The organism is Rhodoferax fermentans (genome assembly GCF_002017865.1).
In the GTDB taxonomy this organism is placed as follows: domain Bacteria; phylum Pseudomonadota; class Gammaproteobacteria; order Burkholderiales; family Burkholderiaceae_C; genus Rhodoferax; species Rhodoferax fermentans.
Map to the genome: position 1 here is coordinate 2400204 of NZ_MTJN01000002.1, position 23637 is coordinate 2423840.

The window sequence follows — 23637 nt, forward strand, 5'->3', positions numbered from 1 at the left end:
TCAAAGCATATCTGGCGTGGTTTCACCCCGCCAGTATCGGTCACTTCGTCTTGCTTAGTCAAAATAAATGAATGCAGCAAACAATTTCGTTGAACTTTTTTGCACTAAGCGACTTCTAAACTGCGATCCAGCGCAGGTCCTGGCCTGCTGACCTTCCTTGGAGAATAGTTTTGACCCGTTCCTCAACGTCTTCTGCCGGCCTGACAGGCCAGCCCCGTTACAGCCCGGTGGCCATCGTCTTGCACTGGCTGCTGGCCTTGGTGATTCTGTCCCTGTTTGGGATGGGCCTGTACATGGCTGACCTGCCGTTTTCACCCACCCGCATGAAACTCTACAACTGGCACAAATGGGCCGGTGTGTGTTTCCTGTTGCTCACGGTCCTGCGTGTGGTGTGGCGTGTCACGCACCGTCCACCCGCGTTGCCACAGACCGTCACGCTGGCCATGCCCGGCTGGCAGATGCAGGCCTACCACGCCACCCACCACCTGATGTATGCCCTGTTTTTGGTGGTGCCTTTGCTGGGCTGGGCGTACAGCTCGGCAGCCGGTTACCCGATTGTGCTGTTTGGTGTGTTGCCGTTGCCCGACTTTGTCGGCCCCGACAAGGCCTTGGCTGAACTGATCAAACCCTTGCACGGCTTGTCGGCCTGGGCGCTGATTGTGCTGGCAGCACTGCACATCGGTGCGGCCCTGAAACACCATTGGCTGGACCGTGATGGCCTGATGTTGCGCATGTTGCCGGGTCGGGGCTGATCCCCGGGTCTGCGCCAACCATTTCCTTCCTTTTTTCTGATCTTCTTATGAACACCAAGACCCTGCTTCCTGTTTTGGCCACCTTGCTGGTGGCCAGTGTTGCTCTGCCAGCGGCGGCCCAGCAAAAACTCTTGCCCGCGCAAAGTGAACTCAGCTTTGTGGCCAAACAAATGGGGGTGCCGGTCAGTGGCCAGTTCAAACGTTTTGATGCCCAGGTCAGTTTTGACGCGGCCAAGCTGGCGGCCAGCAAGGTGGCGTTCACCGTGGACATGGGCAGCGCCACCATGGGCAATGTCGAGGCCGACAGTGCCCTGCCCACGCTGCCCTGGTTCAACACACCGAAGTTCCCCCAGGCCACGTTCACCTCCAGCGCTTTCAAAGCCCTGGGTGCTGGCAAGTACGAGCTGGTCGGCCAACTCAGCATCAAAGGCCAGGTGCGTGAGGTGCTGGTGCCTTTGACCATGACACAAACGGGCGCTCTGACCGTGGCCACCGGTGTGGTGCCGATCAAGCGCCTGGCCTTCAAGATTGGTGAAGGTGATTGGGCCGACACCTCGATGGTGGCCGACGACGTTCAGGTCAAGTTCAAGCTGGCGCTCAGCGGCGTGGGCAAGCTGTAAACATTTTTGTCTCTTTCCCCTCAACCCTTCAGGAGTTTTTACCCATGCGTTTGTCCCTCATCCCCGCCGCTGCTGCCGCTGTTTTGCTCGCCAGCACCGTGTCTGCCCAGGCTGCCAGCTACGCCATTGACCCAACCCACACCTATGTGACGTTTGAGATCGGCCACTTTGGCACCTCGACCAACCGGGGCCGTTTTGACAAGAAGGAAGGCAGCGTGGAGCTGGACCGCGCCGCCAAGACCGGCAAGGTCGAGATCGTGGTGGACACCAGTTCGATCAGCACCGGTTTTGCCATGTTCAACAAACACCTGCAAAGTGCCGAGTTGTTTGATGTGGAAAAATTTCCGACCATGAAGTTTGCCGCCGACAAGTTTGTCTTCAACGGCGACAAGGTGGCTGAAGTCACCGGCACGCTCACGCTGCTGGGCAAAACCAACCCGCTGACCCTCAAAGCCACCAACTTCAATTGTTACGAGAACCCGATGCTCAAGCGTGAAGTCTGTGGTGGTGACTTTGAAGGCACGCTGGACCGCACCCAATACGGCATGAACTATGGCATCGACTGGGGTTTCCCGAAAAACGTGCACCTGGTGGTGCAGGTTGAAGCCGTCAAGCAGTAATCTGCCAAATCAGGCATCAAATCAGCCTGTAGCCCTTATTTAATAAGGGCTGATAGCTATAGAAGACGCAGCATTCAGTAGCTGCTGAGAGCGCAGCGCTCAGGCCTGGGACGGCAGCGGCAAGGCACTCACCTGGTGGGCAAAGGCTTCCACTTGGGCCCAGTCGGTGAACTCAAAAACCTGCGTGGCGTCGGTCGGGCCTTTGGTGATGAGCATGATGAAACGGATCATCTGTTTGTCCACAAACCCCAGCGCCGGGTAATTCAGCCGACCTGCAAACACAGCCGCCAGCTGCGGCTTCCAGCTCAGTTGCCGCAGCAGTTTGACCATGTACGGGTTGGTGTGTGGCTGGTTTTTCTCGGGCTTGCGCGCCACCACGTTGACGCTGAACAAGGCGCTGGCCTTGCGCTCCAGCAGCCGCTGGTGTTTGTTGATGAACTGGGCCACCTGCGGGCGGTGTTTGCCGTAGCGGATGCTGGCTCCAATGACAATGCGCTCGAACGAGGCCAGATCCAGCGATTCGGCCTGGTCCAGCGGCACCAGGCTGACCTGTTGCCCCAGCGCCGTCAAAACAAATTTCATGCGTTCGCAGATATGCCGGGTGTGGCCGTCAACGGTGGAGTAGATGAGAAGGGTGTGGTGTGGCACGGCAGCAAGGTGTGGTGAACAGGTCGGCGCGATCTTAGTGGCTTGCGCCGACCTGTGGCCTGACAAATGTCATCAATCGTCGGTCAGGTTGCCGGGTTTGAAGGCGCTGGCCAGTTTGGCCTGCATGTCTTCATGGACCTGGGCGTAGTGTGAAAAGGCCAGGCTGTACGACCCCTGGCCGCCGGTGAGTGACTTCAATCGGCTCTGGTAGTCACCCAGCTCGGCCAGCGGCATCTGGCCGCTGATGGCCACCGTGCCCATCGGGCGTGGCTGGGTGCCGGTGATGTGGCCGCGTTTGCTGGCCAGGTCACCGGTCAGGTCACCAATGCTGGACTCGGGTGCCACCACTTCGATGCTCACCACCGGCTCCAGCACCACCGGCGAGGCCGCACGCACCGCTTCGAGCGTGGCCTTGCGGGCGGCGGCCACAAAGGCCACCTCCTTGCCGTCCACTGCGTGGGTTTTGCCGTCATACACCGTGACCCGCAGGTCGTGCACCGGGAACCCTGCCACTGCGCCCTCGGCCAGCGCCTGCAACACCCCTTTTTCCACCGCTGCCATGAACACGCCCGGAATCGCGCCGCCCTTGACCACGTCCTCAAACTCGAAACCGGCGCCGCGCGCCAGCGGTGCCACGCGTAACATCACCTCGCCAAACTGACCGGCGCCGCCACTTTGTTTTTTGTGGCGGCAGTGGCCTTCGGCCTGGCCCAGAATGGTTTCGCGGTAAGCGATTTGTGGTTCGCTGGTGCTGAGTTCAAGCTTGAACTGCTGCTGCATGCGCAGCATCTTGGCGCGCAGGTGCATGTCGCCCAGGCCACGGATCACGGTCTCGTTGGTGCCCGGGTGGCGCTCCACGGTGAAGCAGGGGTCTTCCATCTCCAGCTTGTGCAGGATCTCGAACAGCCGTTGCTCGTCGCCTTTGCGCTGGGTCTGCACCGCCAGGCCCTGCATCGGCTGCGGAAAAGCCAGCGGCTGCAGGTGGATGTGGTCCTCGTCGTGGGAGTCGTGCAACACGCTGTCAAAGCTGATCTCGTCGACCTTGGCCACGGCACCGATGTCACCGGGCACCAGGGCCTCCACCTCGACATACTCCTTGCCCTGCAGCTGGTACAGGTGGTTGACCTTGAACGGGCGTTTGCTCGACCCGGCAAACAGCTGGCTGTCCTTGCGCACCGTGCCCTGGTGCACGCGGAACACACAGACCTTGCCGATGAACGGGTCCATCACCACCTTGAACACATGGGCCAGCACATGCAGGCTGGGGTCGGGCTGCGCGGCAAAAGCGGTGGGTTCCGTGCCGGGTTCACCCTTGTAGAAGGGTGGCGGGTTGCCCTCCATTGGGCTTGGTGCCAGCTTGACCAGGGCGTCCAGCAGCTGCGGCACCCCGGCGCCGGTTTTGGCCGAGACAAACAGGATCGGGATCAGGTGCCCGGCGCGCAAGGCTTTCTCAAACGGCGCGTGCAGCTCCTGCGGGCTGGGGTCGGTGCCGTCTTCAAGGTAACGCGCCATCAATTCGTCGTCTTCCTCGATCAGCTGGTCGATCAGCGCACGGTGGGCGGCGGCCACGCTGGCAAAGTCGCTCTCACCATCGTCGTGGCCCAGCAGTTCCACCACCTCCTGCGCATGGTGGGTGGGCAGGTCCAGCAGCAGGCATTGTTTGCCAAAACGTTCGCGGATGTTCTCCACCAGCGCGCCCAGGTCGATGTTGTCGGCATCGATCTTGTTGATCAGGATCATGCGGCACAAGCCGCGCTCTCCGGCCAGGGTGAACATGCGTTCGGTGGTGAGTTCGATGCCGGTCTGGGCGCTGATGACAATCAGCGCGGTGTCGGCCGCGGCCAGTGCGCTGATGGCCTGCCCGGCAAAGTCGGGGTAGCCGGGGGTGTCGAGCAGATGGATGTGGGTGTTGTTGCTGCTCAGGCTGACCAGGGCCGACTGCAGTGAGTGGCCGAGCTGTTTTTCAATCGGGTCAAAGTCACAGACGGTGTTGCCCTTGTCCACCGCGCCCCGGCTGGTGATGGCGCCGGTGGCCGCCAGCAGGCTCTCCACCAGACTTGTTTTACCCACAGACCCGTGACCCACCAGGGCCACGGCACGGATGTTTTCGCTGGATGGGAGGCTCATACAAAACTCGTGAAAGGTTGGAATGAGCCACGAGTTTACGCTGGCGCTTCACTTTTTGACAATTGTTTTAAAAGTTGAGCAAACGTCAAAAAGTACTTGCCTCAAGGCGGAAAAAGTGCCCGGTTTTGCGTGATGACCTGTTGCAGATGGTCAAAGCAGCGCGCATCAATCGCGCTGCCCACGCTGTCGTGCATGATGGCCAGGGTTTGTGCCAACGGCACTGCACCGCGGTAGGGGCGCTTGGCGGTGATGGCGTCAAAAATGTCGGCGGTGGTGATGATGCGGGTCTCCAGCGAGATGTCCTGGGCCATCAGGCCGCGCGGGTAACCCTGGCCGTCCAGACGTTCGTGGTGCGCGGCAGCCACACGTGCGAGTTCGTCAAAAATGCGCACCCGGCTCAGGATGGCCTCGGTGTAGCTGGCATGCCGCTGCACCGCCTGCCACTCTGCCGCATCGAGCTTGCCGGGTTTGTCCAGGATGCTGTTGCTCACCCCCAACTTGCCGACGTCGTGCAACAGCGCACCACGCTTGAGCCAGCGCCGCCGCGCCTCGGGCACCTCCATCGACTCCGCCAGCAATGCGGTGTACAAGGCCACGCGCGCGCTGTGGCCAGCGGTGAACGGGCTCTTGGCATCGACCACCTGGCCAAAGGCCTCGGCGATGTCGTCCAGGTAGTCTTCGGTGATGCTGACCTCATGGCCACCGGGTTCCAGCGCGTACACCGCGCGTTCCACCTGGACTGCCGGGGCCGCCAGCATCTGCCAGAAGCTGTCGGCCTGCGCCACAGCCTCAAAAGCGGCCACTAGCGCTGGGTCAAACCAGCTGCCAGAACGTGCCTTGACTTCGGCCAGGGCCGTGTGGCGGCCTTGGGCGCCGTGGTGTACATCAATCACCTGGGCCAGCAGCGCAATCCGCGCTGGCAACGGGATGGCCTGGCCCACCAACTTGTCAGGGCGGCCACGGCCATCCCAGTGCTCGTCCAGCGCGTGAATGCCTGCCGACACCGCTTCGGGAAAGCGCAGCTGGCGCGCAATATCGGCACCACGGGTGCAGCGGGTCTGGATCAGCTCCTGGGCGATCTCGTCGCCGTGGCTCAGGATGCCACCCAGCGCCTTGAGCCGCTCACGCAGGCCCGCAGCTGGCCCGGTGTGGCGCAGCACAAAACGCAGCACCTGGGGCAGGCTGCCGTCCACCCATTTGAAGTCGCGTTTGAACGACAGGTCGTTGGTGACGTAGAGCTCGCAGATGCGTGCCGCGTTGCTGGAGCAGCCCAGATCCTTGAGCAGCAGGGTGTAGTAGAGCGTCCAGAGGTCGTCGTTGTCCATGCCGATCTTCTGGCCGATGTGCATGCCGATCCAGCAACAGCGCACGCAGTGGCCCTCAGGCTGGCCCTCGGTGATGTCCAGCGCGTGGCTGAGTGCAGCCATGAGTTCGGAGAGCTTCAGGAACTGCATGTGGGGCTCCGGTCAAGCATCGGTCAGGCCGCTGTGCACAGGCACAAGGGTGCCGCAGATTTCAAGAAAAATCGACCTCTAGCCCTGATTTCATAAGGGCCCGTCACTCTGTTATCAATAGTAAAGAGGGTGCTCTGTGTAAAACTTGCCACCGTGGTACAGCAGGGGCGAGGCACCGGCGCGGCAGCTGCAGTGTTCCACTTCACCGACAAAAATCACGTGGTCACCTTCGGCATAACGGCTGCGGTTGAAACACTCAAAACTGGCCACACTGCCACTGATCAGCGGGGCGCCGTTGTGGCCCTCGGTGAACTCCAGGTCGGCAAACCGGTCGGCACTGCGTGAGGCAAAACGCAACGCCAGCGCCTGCTGGTCAGCCGCCAGGATGTTGATGGCGTAGTGGGAACCCTGGGTAAATGCCGCCATCGAACTGGCGGCCTGGGACAGGCTCCACAACACCAGCGGGGGTGTCAGTGAGACTGAGTTGAAGGAGTTGGCGGTCAGCCCGACCAGCGCCCCCGCCGGTGTGCGGGCGGTGACGATGGTCACCCCGGTGGCAAACATGCCCAGGGCGGTGCGAAATTCGGTGCTGGAGAAAGCGGGCGCTTGCGCCTGGGCGCGGTGTGAACTTGAAAACATCGCGCTGAATCTACCCGAAAACGGCGCTCTGGCGCGTTTGGCGGGCTTATCGGCCCATCAAAAAGCTTTCTTAGAATCCCTGGCATGTTGATCCGTCTGAAGCCACACGCCCTGGGTGTTGCGTTTTTAATAGCTGCAAGCCCTTACGCTGCAAGGGCTTGCACCGATTTTTATACCAAAATCCCGAATGTCTCACCGGCCCTGTGCCAGGCCGCCCAGCTGCAGCCCAGCGGCGCACGCAGTGTGCAGGGGCGGCCCATTCTGGTGCGCGATATGGCGTCTTTGGATGCACAGCGGCGGGTGCTGGTGGTGGCCACCATGCATGGTGACGAGTTGTCGGCCGCCTCGGTGGCGCTGCACTGGTTGCAGATGGCGCAGGCAGCACCGGCGCAGACCCACTGGCGCTTTGTCCCGGTGCTCAACCCGGACGGTCTGGCGCGGCGCACACCCTGGCGCATGAACGCCCACGGGGTGGACCTGAACCGCAACTTCCCCACCCCCAACTGGCAGCGTGAGACCAAGGTCTACTGGGAGCAGCGCACCCGCAAGGACCCGCGCCGCTGGCCCGGCCCCAGCCCCTTGAGTGAGCCCGAGGCCAGGTACCTGTTTGACGAGATCGGCCGCTTTGACCCGCAGCTGATCGTCAGCATCCACGCGCCCTATGGGGTGCTGGACTTTGACGGCCCGGTGTTGCCGCCCACGCGTTTGGGGCGCTTGTACCTGGACCAGGTCGGTGTGTTCCCGGGTTCCCTGGGCAACTACAGCGGGGTGCAGCGCGGTATTCCGGTGGTCACGGTGGAGTTGCCCAACGCCTTGCGCACACCCAGCCGCGACGAGATGGCCAAGATGTGGCGTGATCTGCGGCTCTGGATGGACAAAACACTGCCCCTGCCCGAGCCGCAGGACAGTCCCACACTGGCCCAGGTGCCGCCCAGCACACCTTGAATGCACGGGATTGTTGCAAGTCAAGGGTTTACCCTAGTCGCAAAATGAATTTGTGCAAATATACTTTGCAGGTAATTCCGGTGGCAGTCAGCGGAAGTACAGACGAGTTTGGAGCCCTGCGGGGCTCCTTTTTTTTGGGCCAGTTGCCGTGAGGCAGCGGCTCAGGTGGGTGGCTTGTGCTGGGGCAGGCGTTGCAGCTGCAACTGGGCCATGGCCTGGTACAGCGGTGCCGACAGCAGGCGCGACACCCCACTGGCCACCAGCGCGGTGGCCATCAGGCTCAGCACCAGGGCATGGCCGTCCACCATCTCCATAACGATGATGAAGGCGGTCAGCGGCGCCTGGGTGACCGCCGCCAGAAAACCCGCCATGCCCAGTGCGATCAAGGTGGGTGCGTTGGCATAGTGGGTGAGTTGGGCCACGTCGTTGCCCAGAGAGCCGCCAATCGACAAGGCCGGTGCAAAGATGCCACCCGGCACCCCTGACCAGGCGGTGATCCAGGTGGCCAGGAATTTCAGCAAGGTGTAGAGCGGCGTGGTTTCTCCCCCGCCTTCGAGCAGGGCGCGGCTGTGGTGGTAGCCGGTGCCAAAGGTGCTGTCGTGGCTGACCAGGCCGATCACCGCCACCACCAGGCCACAGGCGGCGGCAAATGCCACCGGTGAACGTTGTCGCCAGCGGCTGAACCAGTCGGTCGAGCTGCCACGCACCGACAGCAACAGCACCCGGGCAAACAGCCCACCGGCCAGACCGCAAGCCAGTGCCACCAGCAGGCCTGGCCAAATCAGCGCCAGGCTCAGCTGGTCCACCCGGATCACCCCAAAGTAGGTGGCGTTGCCATAAATGGAGACCGCCATCAAGCCGCTCAGCACAATGGCGGCCAGCAGCAAGCCGGTGTTGCGCTGCTCTGGGCGGCGCGATAACTCCTCAATGGCAAACATGATCCCGCCCAGCGGTGTGTTGAAGGCCGCCGCAATACCCGCAGCGCCACCGGCCATCAGCAGGCCGTTGTGCGACACCGGGGCATTGGCAGGCAGGTAACGCCGCGCGTGGTGCATGACACCTGCGGCAATTTGCACGCTGGGGCCTTCGCGCCCGAGCGACAAACCTCCCAGCAGGCCGCAGCTGGTCAGGGCCATTTTGCTCAAGCTCAGTTTCAGCGACACAAACAGGTGGCGCTGCTCGGGCGCCACAGAGCTGTCCATCGCAGCCATGACTTGCGGTATGCCCGAGCCCGACGCGCCCATGGCATACCGGCGCATCACCCAAACGATGGCGGCGGTGCACAGCGGCGTCCACAACAACGGCGCCCATGCCACCACGCTGTGTAACTGCTCAAAAAGTCCGAAAGCGCGTTCGGTCAGCCAGGTCAGGGCCACCACGGTCAGGCCTGCCAATGCGGCAAAACCAATCACCACCGCGCGTGCGGCCCAGAGTTGCCAGTTGGACAGGTCGTGGCGCAAAGCGTCCAGCAGGGTGGAACTGCGTTCGTCGAGGTTCATCGTTTGGGGGAGTTGGCGTTGCAGTGGGCGCAACGCGGCATACCATCACAGTGCATGGGGGTGATGATACATTGATGCAAATGTAGTTTGTTATATTGGGCCTCGGCGCGTGAATGCTGGCGCCACAACACATAACACTACAGGAGGTGACAGCATGAAAGTTGGTTTGGTGGGTTACGGCAAAGCCGGTCAGGCGGTGGCGCGGGTGTTGCAGGACACCCCCGGTTTTGAATTGGCCTGGGTGGTGCGCAAGTCGGCCGGCGCAGCGGCACAGACCGTGCCCGAGACCAGCATCCCGCTGGTGGGATTGGGTACGTCGGATTGGGCGGCTTGGCTCGATGCCCACCCGGTCGATGCGCTGGTGGATTTCTCTCAGGCCGAGAGCCTGCACGCCTATGGTGAAGCACTTCGCCAGCGCCACATCATGTTGGTGAGCGCGATTTCGGCCTACAGCCCGGCTGACCTGGACTATGCGCGTGATCTGGGGCGCGACACCCGGGTGATGTGCTCCCCCAACATCACCTTGGGCATCAACTTCCTGATTTTGGCGGCCAAGCTGCTGCGACGGATTGCGCCTTTTGCCGATGTTGAGATCCTGGAGCAGCACTTTCGCGACAAGCCCGAAGTCTCGGGTACGGCGCGCAAGATCGCACAAAGCCTGCAGGTGGAGGATGAGCGGATCACCTCGCTGCGCCTGGGCGGCATCATTGGCCACCACGAGGTGATTTTTGGCTTCCCGCACCAGACCGTGCGCCTGATCCACAACTCGATTGAGCGGCGTGCCTTTGGCACCGGTGCCGTGTTCGCGTTGAAGCAGCTCGCCGAGTGCCAGAACGGCTTTTACACCTTTGACGACCTGATGATGCGCCTGGTGCGCCAGGAGCTGCTGCAGTCGACACCCGCCTGAAAATGCCGGCCCGGGTGCAGACGGGTGACTGTAGGGGGTGTTCGGCCACTATCATGGCGCCTGTTTAACCATTTGCCGCTGTTTATGTCACCCTCGGAAGCCTCTCGCGCGAAGTCGGCGCAATCGACCCAGGTGCTGCGCCGTTTCCGCGTTGTGTTCAACGCGGTGCGCACCCATTTCAAACAAGTCGAAAAACAGGTGGGCCTGGGCGGCGCCCAGGTCTGGGCTCTGAGTGTGATCCGCGACCAGCCCGGTGTTGGCCTGGGTGAGTTGGCCCGCAGCATGGATGTGCACCAGTCCACAGCCAGCAATCTGGTCAAAGGCCTGCAGACCAAGGGCTTGATCCGCGCCGACAAAGGCCAGGTCGACAAACGCCAGGTGCAGCTGTATATCTTGCCCCCAGCGCAGGCCTTGCTGGCCAAGTCTCCGGGGCCATTTGAGGGGGTGCTGCCCGATGCTTTGGCCCAGCTGCCTGAACACACCTTGCAACAGCTGGACCATGACCTGGCCGAGCTGATTGCACTTTTGCGGGTGGACGAGTCAGCCGGTGGTATTCCCCTGGCGGACTTGTGAGCTGAGGGTTTGCCGCCGCCAGCTGTAGCGCACGCAGGCCTTTCGCTAGGTTCGGGTCAAGCGGCAGGGTTGCCCAGGTACTCCCAGCGCTCCAGTGCGGTCAGCAGTTCTTCGTCAATCTGGGCGCTGCGCGCGGCGAGTTTCAGGGCACGGGCGTTGTCCACTGCATACAGACTGCCGTCGGCCAGCAAGGCCACTGCTTCGGCCTGCTCGGCTTCGAGCTTGGCAATCAGGTCGGGCAGACCATCGAGTTCGCGCTGTTCCTTGAAGCTGAGCTTGCGCATTTTGGGGGTTATGGCTGCGGCTGCAGGCGCTGGGGCGGGCGCCTCAGGTGGCTTGGCTTGCTGCATTTTTGAGAGCTGTTCGCGCTCATAATGAAAGGGCTTGGGGGCTTTTTGGCCCTTGCTCTTGGCGATCTCGGCAGCACGTTTGCTCTGCACCAGCCAGTCGGTCACACCGCCCTCGTACTCGCGCCACTTGGCGTCGCCTTCATACGCGATGGTGCTGGTGACCACGTTGTCGAGGAAGGTGCGGTCATGGCTGACCAGAAACACCGTGCCGTCGTAGTTTTGCAGCAGGTCTTCGAGTAATTCGAGGGTATCGATGTCCAAGTCGTTGGTCGGCTCGTCCAGCACCAGCACATTGGCGGGCCGGGCAAACAGTCGCGCCAGCAGCAAGCGGTTGCGTTCACCACCACTCAAGGAACGCACGGGTGAGTTGGCACGTGCGGGAGAGAACAGAAAGTCGCCCAGGTAACTCTTGACGTGTTTCTTCTGGTTGCCGATCTCGATCCACTCGGAGCCGGGGCTGATGAAGTCTTCCAGCGTGGCGTCCAGATCCAGCGCATTGCGCATCTGGTCGAAATACGCCACCGAGATGTTGGCGCCCTGGCGCACCGTGCCCCAGGGGCTGTGGCCGGGCTCAGGTGCGGGCGATTTGGCGGGTGCCGGGTCGGCCTGGAGTTCACCCAGAATCAGCTTGAGCAAGGTGGTTTTGCCCGCGCCATTGGGGCCGAGCAGGCCAATCTTGTCACCGCGCAGGATGGTCGCTGAAAAATCATCCACGATCTTGCGCTCACCAAAACTCTTGGACACATGGGTCAGTTCAGCGACCAGCTTGCCGCTGGCGCCGCCGGTGACCACATCCATGTTGACACTGCCCACCGCTTCGCGGCGCGCCTGGTGTTTGGCGCGCAACTCCCCCAGGCGCACGATGCGCGCCTGGGCGCGGGTACGGCGTGCTTCCACCCCTTTGCGGATCCAGATTTCCTCTTGGGCCAGCAGCTTGTCGGCACGTGCGTTGATCACCGCCTCTTGCGCCAGCTGTTCTTCTTTTTGGACCAGGTAAGCCGCGAAATTGCCGGGGTAGGAGAGCAATTTGCCACGGTCCAATTCAACGATACGCGTTGCCACGTTGTCGAGGAAGGAGCGGTCATGGGTGATACAGATGATGCTGCCCTTGAACTCACACAGCAGGCCTTCCAGCCACTCGATGCTGTCCAGATCCAGGTGGTTGGTGGGTTCGTCCAGCAGCAGCACGTCGGGCGCGGCCACCAGCGCCTGCGCCAGGGCGACACGCTTCTTGTTGCCGCCGGAGAGGGTGCGCACAATCGCGTCGGGCGCCAGGTGCAGGCGGTGCAGGGTTTCACCCACACGTTGCTCCCAGTTCCAGCCGTCCAGCGACTCGATCTCGCTTTGCATCGCGTCCAGATCGCCATGGCCCTCGGAATATTCATCAATCAGGGCTCTGACCCTTGCCAGACCTTCGCTGACAGCTTCAAAAATAGTAGCGTCTGCGTCAAGCTGCGGCTCTTGCGCCACATAAGCGATGCGGATGTTGTTTTGTACCTGCGTCGTGCCGTCGTCGGGCTTGTCCAGACCACCCAGGATCTTGAGCATGGACGACTTGCCCGCGCCGTTGCGGCCAATCAGCCCCACGCGCTCCTGCGTTTCAAGGGAAAAATCAGCGTGGTCGAGCAGGGCCACGTGCCCGAATGCCAGCTGGGCGTCTAGAAGTGTGATGAGTGCCATAGGGGCGGGATTATCCGCTGTGGCGCCTTCAGTCTTTCTTGTCAGGAAACCAGGCCAGCCAGATCTTGCGTGATAGGTGTTGAATCAACAGCCAGGGTGGCATGCGCAGCCAATGACCGCGCACATACAGCAGCCACCGGGCGAATGGCGTCCAGCGATCAGACAACGTCGGGTGGGGTGGTCGCAATGCTCTCAGGTACAGCGCGTCCATCAGCAAAAGTAGAGGTGGCGACGGGCGAGCGTGCGGTGCCGCATCCAACTGCGACACGGTAGCAGAAGGTATTGGGGAATCCAGCACCATGCGTGCATAGCGCAACGCGTAAAACAAAGGGCGGGTGAGCTCAAGTTCGATGGCTCGGCCGATGAGTTGCAACCAAAAGTCTGGTGCTGCCGATGATTCGCGCAATAACAGATCAATGTCAACCAGGCCGTGTAACCCTTTCTCGAGATCGCCCTCATGAAAAAGATGGGACGCGCTGTGAAGGACGCGATCCAGCGGTGACAGGACGTGAACCTGGCGATTTGGCGCAATCAGCACGGTGGCTTTCAGCAGCTTGTCCGTGCTTGGATGCAGGCGTGCGGACAACGGCAAGATGGCGTGGTGGACATCAATCGTGGTACCTCGCTTGAAGTGTTGCATCGGTGGCAACTCGTGCATCCACTCGCGGTAGTAGACCTGGTCATAGGCACTTTTCGCATTTGAGACCCAACCGCCCATCATGAGGGCCTTTTCAACTGCGGGCAACGCAGCGCGCGAAACCAGAATATCCACGTCAGAAACCAGGCGCCCCCGCGCCACCGCTGAACGGGCCAGCACATAGGCCGCACCCTTCAGGAGGACAACCGGCACGTCGACGTCCTTCAAAGCATCGGCAATATGGTCAACTTCCCACCGGAGCTCCTGCTGTTGTCTAATCGCCAGATTCAAGGCGGACTGCAAGTGCATTTGCACTTGCGCAGGGATGCTGCCCCAGCAGCCGGTGTCGTGTGCAGCGGCGCTCATGCGGGCCAAAAGATCACCTCGGCGAGCCTGCCTGATTAAGATGTCCCATTGCTCTGGGCGCAACTGACGCAGGCGCTGCGGGCAATACAAGGCATCGATCAGCAGATTCATGTAGGCAGATTTCACTGGGCAGCTGTCAGTGTGTCAAACCAAGCCAACGCCTCATCCAGTTGGCTGTAGGTCAAGCTGTAACAGTCACTTTGGTCCACTAGCCGGGCAAGTGCCTCAAAGCCTTGGCGGCCGTGAACATGCTGGTTAAAACTGTTTTCTGCCAACTGCATCAGACTCCCCGGCTTGGGGTTGACGGCGACCGAGAGCGGAGCAGAAGCTTCGTACTTGGGAAACACCAGCCAGGCGGGCAGGGCGGGCACATCAGCCCGCTGCAGGCTATCGGACGACACCTTCATGTGGGCCACAGTCCCCTTCAATGTGTCATGGGCGACAGGGCCAAACACCGCCTGTGGTGCGCGTTTTCGAATGATGCCAATGGATTCGTTTTTCAGACTGACCGGTCGAGGGGCGGGCTGAATCAGTCCAGTGTTGGGGTCCAGCAGCGCCATCTCGTCTGACAGCAGGCGCCATCCATGCAACATCAAGGCAGCACACAATGTGCTCTTGCCCGAGCCCGGTGGTGCGGGTAGGATCACGGCTCGGCCGCCCCGCTCCAGTACAGCAGAGTGAATGGTAATCAGCGTATGGCAGTACCCTGTCACACACCAGTTCATGCCCCACTCCAGGAACGCAAAGGCCTCACCGGCTGCCAAGGGGGTGAACGGCTGAAAGCCATCCATCTCAAAAACACACAGCGGTTTGAACAGGGTGCGTTTGGGAACAACCGCAACATGAAAATCGGCAAATGTGCTGCTGGCGTCCAGCATCTCATGCTCTGCGTAAAGCTGAAACAAGCCCTCTGCAACGATGGGGCTGTCGCTGCGGATGTGCATCACAAACGGTGGCAGACGTAAACGCACGCCGTCAGAGGCCAAGCGAACGGAGAGTTCAGTTTTGCTGAGTAGTGATAGTCGCTGGGGAATCAAGGCAGATGCACTCTATGATGTCCATGGCCTTGAAATGTAGCAGTAGCTGCTTCATCTGAACCGCTTCCTCCGCACTGGGGGCTTCACCCAGTACATTGAACAGAATCTCATGGGCTGTCAAGGAGCCGCCTGTCAAAAGCTGATTCAAGACCTCGCCGGCGATCGGCGTGAGCTCATGCAACTGAGCATTGGCGTCATCAAAAACAACGCCCCCTTCTGACCAAATTCTTAAACTGAGGTCCTTGGCACGTGGGCAACACCAAGTTGTCATTGGCATCAGCTTACAAGTTGGTTATCGCGAAGGGCGCTCCATAAATTTTATCGAAATAGGCCATGGTGTCGTCCAGTGTCCAATTCAAACCAGCCGCTGGCGTCCATGCACCTTTTCCTGCCCAGATGGTTTTACATTGCTCGGCGGTTATCAATACACTATTTGGATTGTTTTCGTTCGCAACAGCAGTGAGAAAGGATCCTACCAAATGCCTAGCGAGTGATTCAAGGCCACCGCCGCCTGTCGACAGAACTTGTTGAAGCGTTTTTCCAGCGAAATTTGGAAACACTGTTGCATCGAACAGCGCGGATACATAGCCTTGAGCTGTTCCTTGAAAGAGAGACTTATCCTTGTCGTTGTACGGAAATGGGTGGCTGTGGTTTTTCCAATGACCGTGCGAAAAACAGTTGTAGGTGGTATTGACAGTCCGCCCTCGGCTGACTTTCCAGTTTGCAGGCTTTAGCGACGAAAAAGACGACGGTTTGATGCAGGTGTGATCGCCAGCAAGAACGGTATTGCTTTTCATCGCAGCCAGTACAGGTGCCGCTGCCAAGCCAGCACGCAACAACCGCCGACGCGCAATACCAGTCGTTTGAGCTGACTCAACGGTTTGTGGCAAAGATTCAGTTTGTGTTTCGTTCATAAGCTCACCTCGTATTTGCTAGATTAAGCAAATTATGCGCCAACAGTCATACATTGTTGAATTGATTGGGCTTTTAAGCACGAAGCCCGGTAAATTCTCGGTAGTTGTAAACAATGCCGACAGTTAAAAACACCAGTCTCAAATCACAGGCCCTTGATCAACTGCGCCACTTCCTTCTGTCCCCCAAACTTGTCCCCCAGCTTCGCCAGTTCATCCAATTGCACCTTGGCCAAGTCTTTCTTGCCACCTTTGATGTGTATCTTGGCCAGGTTCAGCTTGAATATCGGGTTCTCTGGCTGTAGTGTGACCACCTTGGTTTGCACTTCCAGCGCTTTGGCGTAATCGCCCTTGTCTGACAGCAACTCGGCCAATGTGTCCATCAAGGCGGGCTGGTTGGGCGCCAATGCATTGGCCTTCTCCGCCAAGGCGATAGCACCATCTTTGTTGAGCCGGGCGGTTACCCAGGCCAGGTTGTTAAAGGCTACGGCGTTGTTGGGCTGCAGTTGGGTCACACGGGTGTATAGCTTTTCAGCGCCTGAGTAGTCTTTGCGGCTGATGGCGCCGTCACCCAGGTACAACAGGAAGACAGTGTCTTTAGGCTGGTCTCGTTGCCAAGTTGCGGAAAACTTCTCAGCCTCACTTGTTTTGCCTGCTGCCAACAACACCGAATGCAATTTGACGGCCAGTTCGGCAGAGCTGGCTTGTTTCAGCCCCGTCTGGTAAGCGTTTGCGGCGGCGTCCCAGTTCTTCTGGGAGGCGTTGATATCACCTTCTAGAACATATCCGACCGCATCTTTAGGGCCTTGTTTCTGCATGGTCTTGGCTGTGGTCAAGGCTCCACTGATGTTTTTGCCGTCCATGTCCAGCAAGATACTGCCACGTTGGGCTGCCTGCAAGTCAGGTTTGATATCCAGCGCCTTGCGCAAGCTGGCAGCAGCGGCAGCTTTGTCTTTGTTGGCCATGTGTACATCGGCCAAACGCAGGTAGGGCTGTGGTGACAGGGGTTGCATGCCTGCCAGTTTGTTGAAGCTGGCAATGGACTGGTTGAATTCACCTGCGGCAAGCTGCGTGCGACCCAAAGCGTCCAGCAGTTCAGGGTTGTTGGGCAGCGTGGCGACTGCATCTTGTGCGGCTGACGTCGCCAGTTTCACATCCTTGTTGCGCAAATGGAAGTCAATCAGCAGCAGGCGTGGCGCTGCCTCGGTGGGGTTGGCGGAAACCGCGTTGTTGATCAGCTTGCCGACCTCATCCTTGCTGGCGCCAGTTCTGGCCGCCAGTTCAGCTTGTGCCAGCAGCGCCTGGGCGTTTTTGGGGTCTTTGGCCAGCACAGCGTCAAAACGTGCCTTCGCGTCTTGCGGCTTCTTGTCGGCCAGGTCCAGGCCCGCCAAACTGGCGACAGCCGGAAAGAACATGGGGTCAATCTGCAAAGCCCGCTCAAAACTCTTGCGGGCGCCTGGCAGGTCACGTTTGATCAGCAGAACTCGTCCGCGCAAGTTAGCAGCCAGTGGTTTGTCCGCTTGCTTTTTCTCAAGGGCATCAATGGCTTTGAGCGCCTTGTCGAGTTCCTGGCGGCGTAAATGGGCACTGATCAGTGCCATGTCGGCCGTGATGCCACTGTCGGATGCTGAAATGTTCTGCAACTCACCAAATGCGTTGTCCACCTGGCCGCTGATCATGTGGGTCAGCGCCAGCGAGGTGCGGTTTCTGGCGTTCTTAGGGTCTTGTTGGGTGGCTTTGGTGAAGTATTCCTCGGCCTTTTTCACATCGTTGTTCTGCAGGTACACCTCACCCGCCACCGCATACAGGCCGGGGTCGATGTTGTCGCCGACCAAGCCCGGTTTCAGGGTGTCCAACGCTTTTGTGGCCTGGCCGGATCGCAGATAAGTCATCACCAGCAAGCGGCGAGCCAGTGGTAGGTTGGGGGCAGCTTGTAGCGCCTTACTCAGGTACACCTCGGCTTGCAAGGGCGAATTGAGTTGAAGCTCGATGGCGCCGGCCAGTTGAAGTCCTTGCACATTGTTGGGCGCAGCTTTCAAAACCTGCTGCGTCAACTCGCGTGCGGCCTTCAAGTCCATTTGCTGGTAAGCCAAATTGGCTTCCAGAAACTTGGTTTGGGGTTGGTTGGGGGCGATTTTCTTTAACTGTTCGATCTGGCTGGCTGCGTCTGGCAGATTGTTCTGTTGCAACAACAAGGTGACTGCAGCCGTCTGGCCCGCGAGAAAATCGGGTTTGATCTCGACCGATTTGCGGTAGGCCGCCAAAGCCTCTGCCGGTTGGTTTTTGGCGTAACGCAGCAGATCCCCTTTGAGCTTCCAGGCTTCAAAACTTTGCGGGTTTTTGGAAATGACTTCATCGGCAATGGCCAGTGCGCCATCAAAGTCGCGTTGGCCACCTTTCTGGCGTGCTTGGATCAGCTTGGCAGGCGCGTAGTCAGGAGCAGTTGCCAGAGCCGCATCAAGTGCAGTCTGAGCAGGCTCTGTTTGCCCCTGCGCTGCGTAGGCGCCAGCCAGACTGGTCAGCAGTGAGGCTTGCGCGGTTTTGTCTGCCAAGTTGGTCTTGCCAAATTCATCGGTCAGTTTTTTGGCTTGTCCTTGTGCCAGCATTGCAGTAGCCAGCAATGGTAGGGTTTTGTCTTGGGCAAATTTCAGTGCCAGGGCTTTGCGCAGCTCTGTTTCTGCGCCCGCCACGTCACCACTTTCTAGCAGCGTCTTACCCAGCAAATAACGAGCCTCTGGCATGTCCGGGCTTTTTTGCAGTGCGTTTTTGATCTGGATGACTGCGGCTTTGCTGTCATTTTTCGCCAGATAGTCTTTGGCGGAGCTGATCATGGCCTCGGGCTTGTCGCCACAAGCCACCAACAGCAGAGACACCAGCAGCGCTGGCAGTGCACCACGGATGGGATGTTTTGTGATTTTCATGGCAGACCCCTGGAAGCAAATGGTGTGAACGAAGAACTTATTTCAACCCGAGCCGGTGCATCAAATCGTACAGCGTGGGTCGACTCACACCCAACAACTCCGCGGCTTTGAGCACATTGCCATTCACACGGCCCAACGCCGCCAGAATGGCGGTTTTTTCCGCGTTGTCGCGGATGACGCGTAAGTCCAGTGAGGTGTCCAGCGCGTCACTGGCTGGCTGCAGACCCACATCTTCGCGGGTGATCTGATTGCCATCGGCCATGATGACGGCGCGTTTGATGCAGTTTTCCAGCTCGCGGATGTTGCCAGGCCAAGTGTGTTGCTCGATGGCCTTGACCGCATCTTCACTGAGTGTCAGCGATGCGCGGTTTTGCTCTTGTGCAAATCGGCGGGCAAAGGCGTGTGCCAGTAACGCAGAGTCACCCACGCGGTCACGCAGTGGCGGGATGTTGACCACAATCTCTGCGAGCCGGTAGTACAAGTCCTCGCGGAACCGGTTTTCCTTGGCAAGCGCCATCAGGTCCTGATGGGTGGCGCAAACGATGCGCACATCTACGGCAATCTCCTGTCGACCGCCCACGCGTTCAATGGTGCGTTCTTGCAAAAATCGTAGCAACTTGGCCTGCAATTGAAAGGGCAAATCGCCAATTTCATCCAGCATCAAGGTGCCGCCATTGGCAGTTTCGATCTTGCCCAGCGTGGTTTTGGCAGCTCCGGTGAAAGCGCCTTTCTCATATCCAAAGAGCTCACTCTCCAGCAAATTCTCGGGAATGGCGGCACAGTTGATGGCTACGAACTTCTCACCCCGTCGCGGCGATGCCTGATGTAAGCCGCGCGCCAGCACCTCTTTGCCGGTACCACTTTCACCGAGCAGCATGACAGTGGCGTTGCTGGCGGCGACCTTCTCAATGGTGCGGCAGATACGCATCATCTGCGGGTCACGGGTGGTCAGGCCCGCCAGCGCGTCAGGCTGATGCAGAGCGCGCAGACGTTTGTTTTCAGCCTGCAATTCAAACAAGCGAAAGGCCCGCTCCACCGTCAGGTTCAGCAGTTCGGGCTCGAACGGTTTGGCAAAAAAGTCGTACGCCCCCATGGCTACAGCGCGCAAAGCGTTGGCCTGGTCATTCTGACCTGTCAACACAATGACCTTGATGTCCGGGTCAAACGCCATGATCTGTTCGAGTAGCCTGAAACCCTCCGAGACAGCATCAGCATCAGGTGGCAGGCCCAAGTCCATGGTCACCACCGCAGGCAGGCTCTTGCGTAGCTGTAGCAAGGCCGTTTCGCGGTCACTGGCGGTAACGGTGTCAAAGCGGTCAAGTGACCACTTGATCTGCTTTTGCAGCGCCAGATCGTCTTCAACAATCATCAAGGGGCGAGATTTTTCGGAGGTCATGCGCTTTCCAAGGAATGTAGATCGGAATTTTTCTGGGTCTCAAACAGTGGCAGCAACAGTGTGACGGTGGTGCCTTGGTTGACTTCGCTCTGGACGTCAATCTTGCCACCCAACTCCTGAACATATTGGAAACTTTCGTAAGCACCAATGCCCATGCCGCCCTGTTTGGTGGTTTGAAACGGTTTGAACAGCCGATCACGGATGAAGTCCTGCGTCATGCCTTGGCCAGTATCCTTCACCACAATGCTGGCTTGACCCCCAGCGCGCTCCAGTGTCAGCCAGACATGGCCGCTGGGGTCGGTCGCATCGAAGGCATTTTGCACCACATGGCCGATGATGCGCTCCAGCCGCTCTTCGTGTCCGCGGGTATCGACCGGCTCAAGTGCCAGCACTTCCAGCGTGCGCCCGCGTGCCTGTGCGACCGCTTGCACCCGCGTGACGATGGCACTCAGGTTGACACCAAAAGCCTTGCCCGGTGGAGTAGCGCCTTCTCGCAGTTGCAACATCAGCTGGCGCATGCGGTCCAGCGAGTTCTCTACCGTCAGCAGCATGTCCTGCTGAAACTCGGGGTTGTCACCCAAGCGCTTGGCGTTTTTCATCATGAGCGAGAGTTGTGTCACGATGTTTTTGAGGTCGTGCACCACAAACGCCGACATTTTGTTGAAGGCGTCAAATTTGCGCACTTCCAGCAGCGCTTCCGTTGCCTGCATTTGGGCCAGGTAACTGGCGGCTTGTTTGCTGGCTGTTTTCAACAGGTCATTGACTTCCCAGTTCACATCAAACAAGGTGCGTGCGCTGGCCAGAATCACAAAACCGGTCAGCTCCTCACCCACCATCAGTGGCACCACCAGCCAGGCCTGCGGCAGCTCCTGCAGCCAGACGGGAATTTTCAAACTGCCGTAACGCCTGGATGCCGAGCGGTAATCCTCCAGGTTGATGAGCCTGCCGCCATCGGCTAGATACTGGCACATCGCCGTGTCCATGGGCTCCTTGTCTTCCGTGGGGGCTAAGTTCCAGCGTGCGGTCTGGGTGAAAGCGGCCTCGCCTTGGACGCGCAACCACAACCCGCCAGCCGGGCTTTCCACCATCTCGGCCAGGCCTCGGATTACCTGAGAGCCCAGCTCCTGCGGCGAACTGCTGGCCGACAGGGCGCGGGTGAATTTCAACCATTCTTCGCGATAGTCGTACCGATAACGGAAAAAATGTTTGCCCAGGAACACTTTGAGTTTGGCCCGCATCGTCCCTGATAGCGCCAGCATCATCAGCACAATCAGGGCGAACACCACCAGGCCCAACTGCAGTGCGCGCCCCCATTCGCCGCCAAAGTAGCGCACGTAGTAACCCACGCCAGAGATAAAAATCAGGTAGACGCCAGCGATCAGCAGCGTGGCCGAATGGAACGCGGCCTTGGGGGACAGCTGGATCTTGGCGATCCAGTCGCTGCGCCGGGTGCTTGAGAGCAGCAGCAGCGGCATCATCAGGGCGTGTACACCCGCACGGATGCTCAAGGCGTCTTCGTCCGGGCGGTTGAACAGCACCGCTTGCGAGAACAAGTACAGGTCAAATAAAAAGCTGCCTGCCAGCCCCAGCGACAGCGGCTTGAGATTCCAGCGTGAATCTTCCGTGGCGTTGCGAAAAACCTGCTCCAGCAGCACCAGGGCAAACACCGGCATGGACATGGCGCTGAACAGCATCCAACGTGTGGGCTCACCCACGCTGTCTGCATCCAGTGCCGTTAACACCAGAGACGAAGGGCCAGAAACGGCCAGCAGCACAGCCCAGATGATCAGGTTGTTGCTAGTCGACGCCTTGCCAGCTCGGTTGGTTCTCAACAAGAGCAGCAAAAAAGCGAACCAGGCGGCGTAACGCAACTGGTCGGTCAGGATGGTCAGCAAGGGCAGCAGCGGCGCCTGCGAGTGCATCTGCAGCAAGGTGGACCAGCCCCACAAGGCGCTCAGCAACACCGCCGCCAGCACCGCAAGCTTGGAAGGCTCTCGCAGAGATTTTAGGTAGCCCGATTGCAGCAGGCGCAGCGCAAAGACCGTGTAGCACACCCCTGCCAGCCCACCGCTCCAGGCGGTCAAATCGAGGTTGCCGCTGTTCATGATGGCCGAAGGCCTACTGAGCGCCCTTGCGCATCACCACCACACCAATGGTCTCAAACATCACCACGATGTCCAGCAGCAAGGAGTGGTTCTTGACGTAATACAGGTCGTATTGCAGCTTCTCGGCCGCGTCCTCAACCGAAGAGCCATATTGGTAACGTACCTGAGCCCAGCCTGTGACGCCCGGTTTGACACTGTGACGGATTGCGTAGTACGGGATTTCCTGCGTCAACTTGTCGACAAAGAAGGGGCGCTCCGGGCGCGGGCCGACCATGCTCATGGCGCCGGCCAGCACGCTGAACAATTGTGGTAACTCGTCAATACGCAGCTTGCGAATCACCCGGCCTACGCGTGTCACGCGGTCGTCTTTGGCTGCTGCCCAGCGGGGCTTGCCATCCTTCTCGGCATCGGTGCGCATGCTGCGAAACTTCACCACATTAAAAAGCCGTCCGTTCTGTCCCACACGTTCCTGAAAGTACAGGATCGGGAAACCATCTTCCAGCACGATTAGCAGCGCGGTGATCAACATCACCGGCAAAGCCAGCACTATCAGGATGCTGGCGCAGACGATGTCAAACACCCGTTTGATGAAGGCCCTGAACCAGCCAGTACCAAAACCATCACCAAAAATCAACCAACCGGCTGACAGGGATTCCAGCCGGATCTGACCTAGGGTTCGCTCAAAGTGGGTGGCAATGTCCACCACTTTGACCCCCTGCAGCTTGCAGTCGAGCAACTCACGCAATGGCATGCTGCCACCACGCCGCTCGGACAGGGCCACCACAATCTCATCAACCTGTTGGTCCTTGACGATGTCGGTCAGTGAATTCGACATGGACAGCAAACCCCAGGCAGACACCATCGCTTCCTGTTCGTTTGGACCGGCGTAATAACCAACCAGGTCCACGGTCGGGTCGGACTTGAGCAAGGCGGTGCCCACCAATCGGGCGCGTGAGCCCGTGCCGAATACCAGGACGCGCTGACGCATCAGGTTACGTGGTGTGAAATGCATCACATACACACGCAGCAGCAACATCAGTGCAATCGCGGACAGCAGGGTCATGGCGAAGGATCTGGTATCGAAATAAAGGGTCGCCAAGCCCAGAATCACTGGAGCCATACACAACAAGGCCAGCACCGCGCGTGCGCTTGTTTGTCCCAACGAGCGGTTGTGCACCCGCTGGTAAAAACCCAGACTGGCGTTCAACACCATCATGGCGCCGGTCAGGACCAAAAAGGTCATGGCGGCTTTGGACCCCAGGACGCTGTGCTGTGATTCATGCGCTGTTGAGGTGATCAAGGCAATCAACAGCAAGAGCATCAGATCCAGAGCAATCTGGAACAGGGTTCGTTTGTGAAAATAGTGGTTGAATATTTTGATCATGGAATCCTCTGCAGCATCAACCAGGTCGGCGGTTTGTTGGGCGCGCCGAATGGAGCGCTGACAGCA

Annotated in this window: 20 protein-coding genes; 6 read left to right on the plus strand and 14 right to left on the minus strand. The window is 59.5% G+C overall.

What is annotated here, in order from left to right:
- Nucleotides 1-170: 170 nt before the first annotated feature.
- Genes RF819_RS11280 through RF819_RS11290 form a run of 3 tightly spaced genes read left to right on the plus strand, consistent with a single transcriptional unit; the run spans nucleotide 171 to nucleotide 1992 of the window.
- Nucleotides 171-752, plus strand: coding sequence for a cytochrome b (locus RF819_RS11280; protein ID WP_078365079.1), 582 nt, complete (start codon nucleotides 171-173; stop codon nucleotides 750-752).
- Nucleotides 753-799: 47 nt separating this feature from the next.
- Entirely contained in the window at nucleotides 800-1372 is a 573-nt protein-coding gene (locus RF819_RS11285) for a YceI family protein (RefSeq protein ID WP_078365080.1), read from the plus strand.
- Nucleotides 1373-1416: 44 nt separating this feature from the next.
- Nucleotides 1417-1992 (plus strand): YceI family protein, encoded by a 576-nt coding sequence (locus RF819_RS11290; protein ID WP_078365081.1) that lies wholly within the window; start codon nucleotides 1417-1419, stop codon nucleotides 1990-1992.
- A gap of 99 nt (nucleotides 1993-2091) precedes the next feature.
- On the opposite strand, the gene hemG is transcribed toward RF819_RS11290, so the two are convergent.
- The 4 genes from hemG to RF819_RS11310 form a co-directional block, all read right to left on the minus strand.
- Nucleotides 2092-2640 (minus strand): menaquinone-dependent protoporphyrinogen IX dehydrogenase, encoded by a 549-nt coding sequence (hemG, locus tag RF819_RS11295; RefSeq protein WP_078365082.1) that lies wholly within the window; start codon nucleotides 2638-2640, stop codon nucleotides 2092-2094.
- A 72-nt stretch (nucleotides 2641-2712) separates the two neighbouring features.
- The gene (fusA, locus tag RF819_RS11300; RefSeq protein WP_078365083.1) at nucleotides 2713-4767 is read right to left on the minus strand and encodes an elongation factor G; all 2055 of its coding nucleotides are present in this window, start codon (nucleotides 4765-4767) and stop codon (nucleotides 2713-2715) included.
- Nucleotides 4768-4868: 101 nt separating this feature from the next.
- On the minus strand, nucleotides 4869-6221 hold the full coding sequence (locus RF819_RS11305) for an HD-GYP domain-containing protein (RefSeq protein ID WP_078365084.1): 1353 nt from the start codon (nucleotides 6219-6221) through the stop codon (nucleotides 4869-4871).
- A gap of 114 nt (nucleotides 6222-6335) precedes the next feature.
- A complete protein-coding gene (locus RF819_RS11310) occupies nucleotides 6336-6860 on the minus strand; it encodes a flavin reductase family protein (protein ID WP_078365085.1) in 525 nt (174 codons plus the stop codon).
- 84 nt (nucleotides 6861-6944) lie between these two features.
- On the opposite strand from RF819_RS11310, the gene RF819_RS11315 reads away from it, so the two are divergent.
- Entirely contained in the window at nucleotides 6945-7805 is an 861-nt protein-coding gene (locus RF819_RS11315; RefSeq protein ID WP_078365086.1) for a M14 family zinc carboxypeptidase, read from the plus strand.
- Nucleotides 7806-7966: 161 nt separating this feature from the next.
- Here the strand turns inward: RF819_RS11315 and RF819_RS11320 are convergent, their stop codons facing one another.
- Entirely contained in the window at nucleotides 7967-9304 is a 1338-nt protein-coding gene (locus RF819_RS11320) for a chloride channel protein (RefSeq protein WP_078365087.1), read from the minus strand.
- A gap of 154 nt (nucleotides 9305-9458) precedes the next feature.
- On the opposite strand from RF819_RS11320, the gene RF819_RS11325 reads away from it, so the two are divergent.
- Together RF819_RS11325 and RF819_RS11330 are read left to right on the plus strand one after the other, a co-directional pair.
- Nucleotides 9459-10211 (plus strand): 4-hydroxy-tetrahydrodipicolinate reductase, encoded by a 753-nt coding sequence (locus tag RF819_RS11325; RefSeq protein ID WP_078365088.1) that lies wholly within the window; start codon nucleotides 9459-9461, stop codon nucleotides 10209-10211.
- Nucleotides 10212-10295: 84 nt separating this feature from the next.
- On the plus strand, nucleotides 10296-10784 hold the full coding sequence (locus tag RF819_RS11330) for a MarR family winged helix-turn-helix transcriptional regulator (protein ID WP_078365089.1): 489 nt from the start codon (nucleotides 10296-10298) through the stop codon (nucleotides 10782-10784).
- Nucleotides 10785-10840: 56 nt separating this feature from the next.
- Here RF819_RS11330 and RF819_RS11335 read toward each other — a convergent pair whose 3' ends face one another.
- The 9 genes from RF819_RS11335 to RF819_RS11370 all read right to left on the minus strand — a co-directional run bounded on the left by RF819_RS11335 (nucleotide 10841) and on the right by RF819_RS11370 (nucleotide 23571).
- The gene (locus RF819_RS11335) at nucleotides 10841-12814 is read right to left on the minus strand and encodes an ATP-binding cassette domain-containing protein (protein WP_078365090.1); all 1974 of its coding nucleotides are present in this window, start codon (nucleotides 12812-12814) and stop codon (nucleotides 10841-10843) included.
- A gap of 28 nt (nucleotides 12815-12842) precedes the next feature.
- Nucleotides 12843-13928, minus strand: a complete 1086-nt coding sequence (locus RF819_RS11340) for a nucleotidyltransferase domain-containing protein (RefSeq protein WP_078366906.1) — start codon at nucleotides 13926-13928, stop codon at nucleotides 12843-12845.
- 11 nt (nucleotides 13929-13939) lie between these two features.
- The gene (locus RF819_RS11345; RefSeq protein ID WP_200223940.1) at nucleotides 13940-14803 is read right to left on the minus strand and encodes an HprK-related kinase A; all 864 of its coding nucleotides are present in this window, start codon (nucleotides 14801-14803) and stop codon (nucleotides 13940-13942) included.
- 13 nt (nucleotides 14804-14816) lie between these two features.
- Nucleotides 14817-15131, minus strand: a complete 315-nt coding sequence (locus RF819_RS11350) for a hypothetical protein (protein WP_143541679.1) — start codon at nucleotides 15129-15131, stop codon at nucleotides 14817-14819.
- Between the two features lie 4 nt (nucleotides 15132-15135).
- Nucleotides 15136-15768, minus strand: a complete 633-nt coding sequence (locus tag RF819_RS21015) for a hypothetical protein (protein ID WP_143541680.1) — start codon at nucleotides 15766-15768, stop codon at nucleotides 15136-15138.
- Nucleotides 15769-15911: 143 nt separating this feature from the next.
- Nucleotides 15912-18686 (minus strand): XrtA/PEP-CTERM system TPR-repeat protein PrsT, encoded by a 2775-nt coding sequence (prsT, locus tag RF819_RS11355; protein WP_078365093.1) that lies wholly within the window; start codon nucleotides 18684-18686, stop codon nucleotides 15912-15914.
- Nucleotides 18687-18723: 37 nt separating this feature from the next.
- Nucleotides 18724-20082 (minus strand): PEP-CTERM-box response regulator transcription factor, encoded by a 1359-nt coding sequence (gene prsR / locus RF819_RS11360; protein ID WP_078365094.1) that lies wholly within the window; start codon nucleotides 20080-20082, stop codon nucleotides 18724-18726.
- Nucleotides 20079-22187 (minus strand): XrtA/PEP-CTERM system histidine kinase PrsK, encoded by a 2109-nt coding sequence (prsK, locus tag RF819_RS11365; RefSeq protein WP_078365095.1) that lies wholly within the window; start codon nucleotides 22185-22187, stop codon nucleotides 20079-20081. Before prsK ends, prsR begins: the two co-directional genes overlap by 4 nt.
- 13 nt (nucleotides 22188-22200) lie before the next feature.
- On the minus strand, nucleotides 22201-23571 hold the full coding sequence (locus tag RF819_RS11370) for a TIGR03013 family XrtA/PEP-CTERM system glycosyltransferase (protein WP_078365096.1): 1371 nt from the start codon (nucleotides 23569-23571) through the stop codon (nucleotides 22201-22203).
- Nucleotides 23572-23637 lie beyond the last annotated feature (66 nt).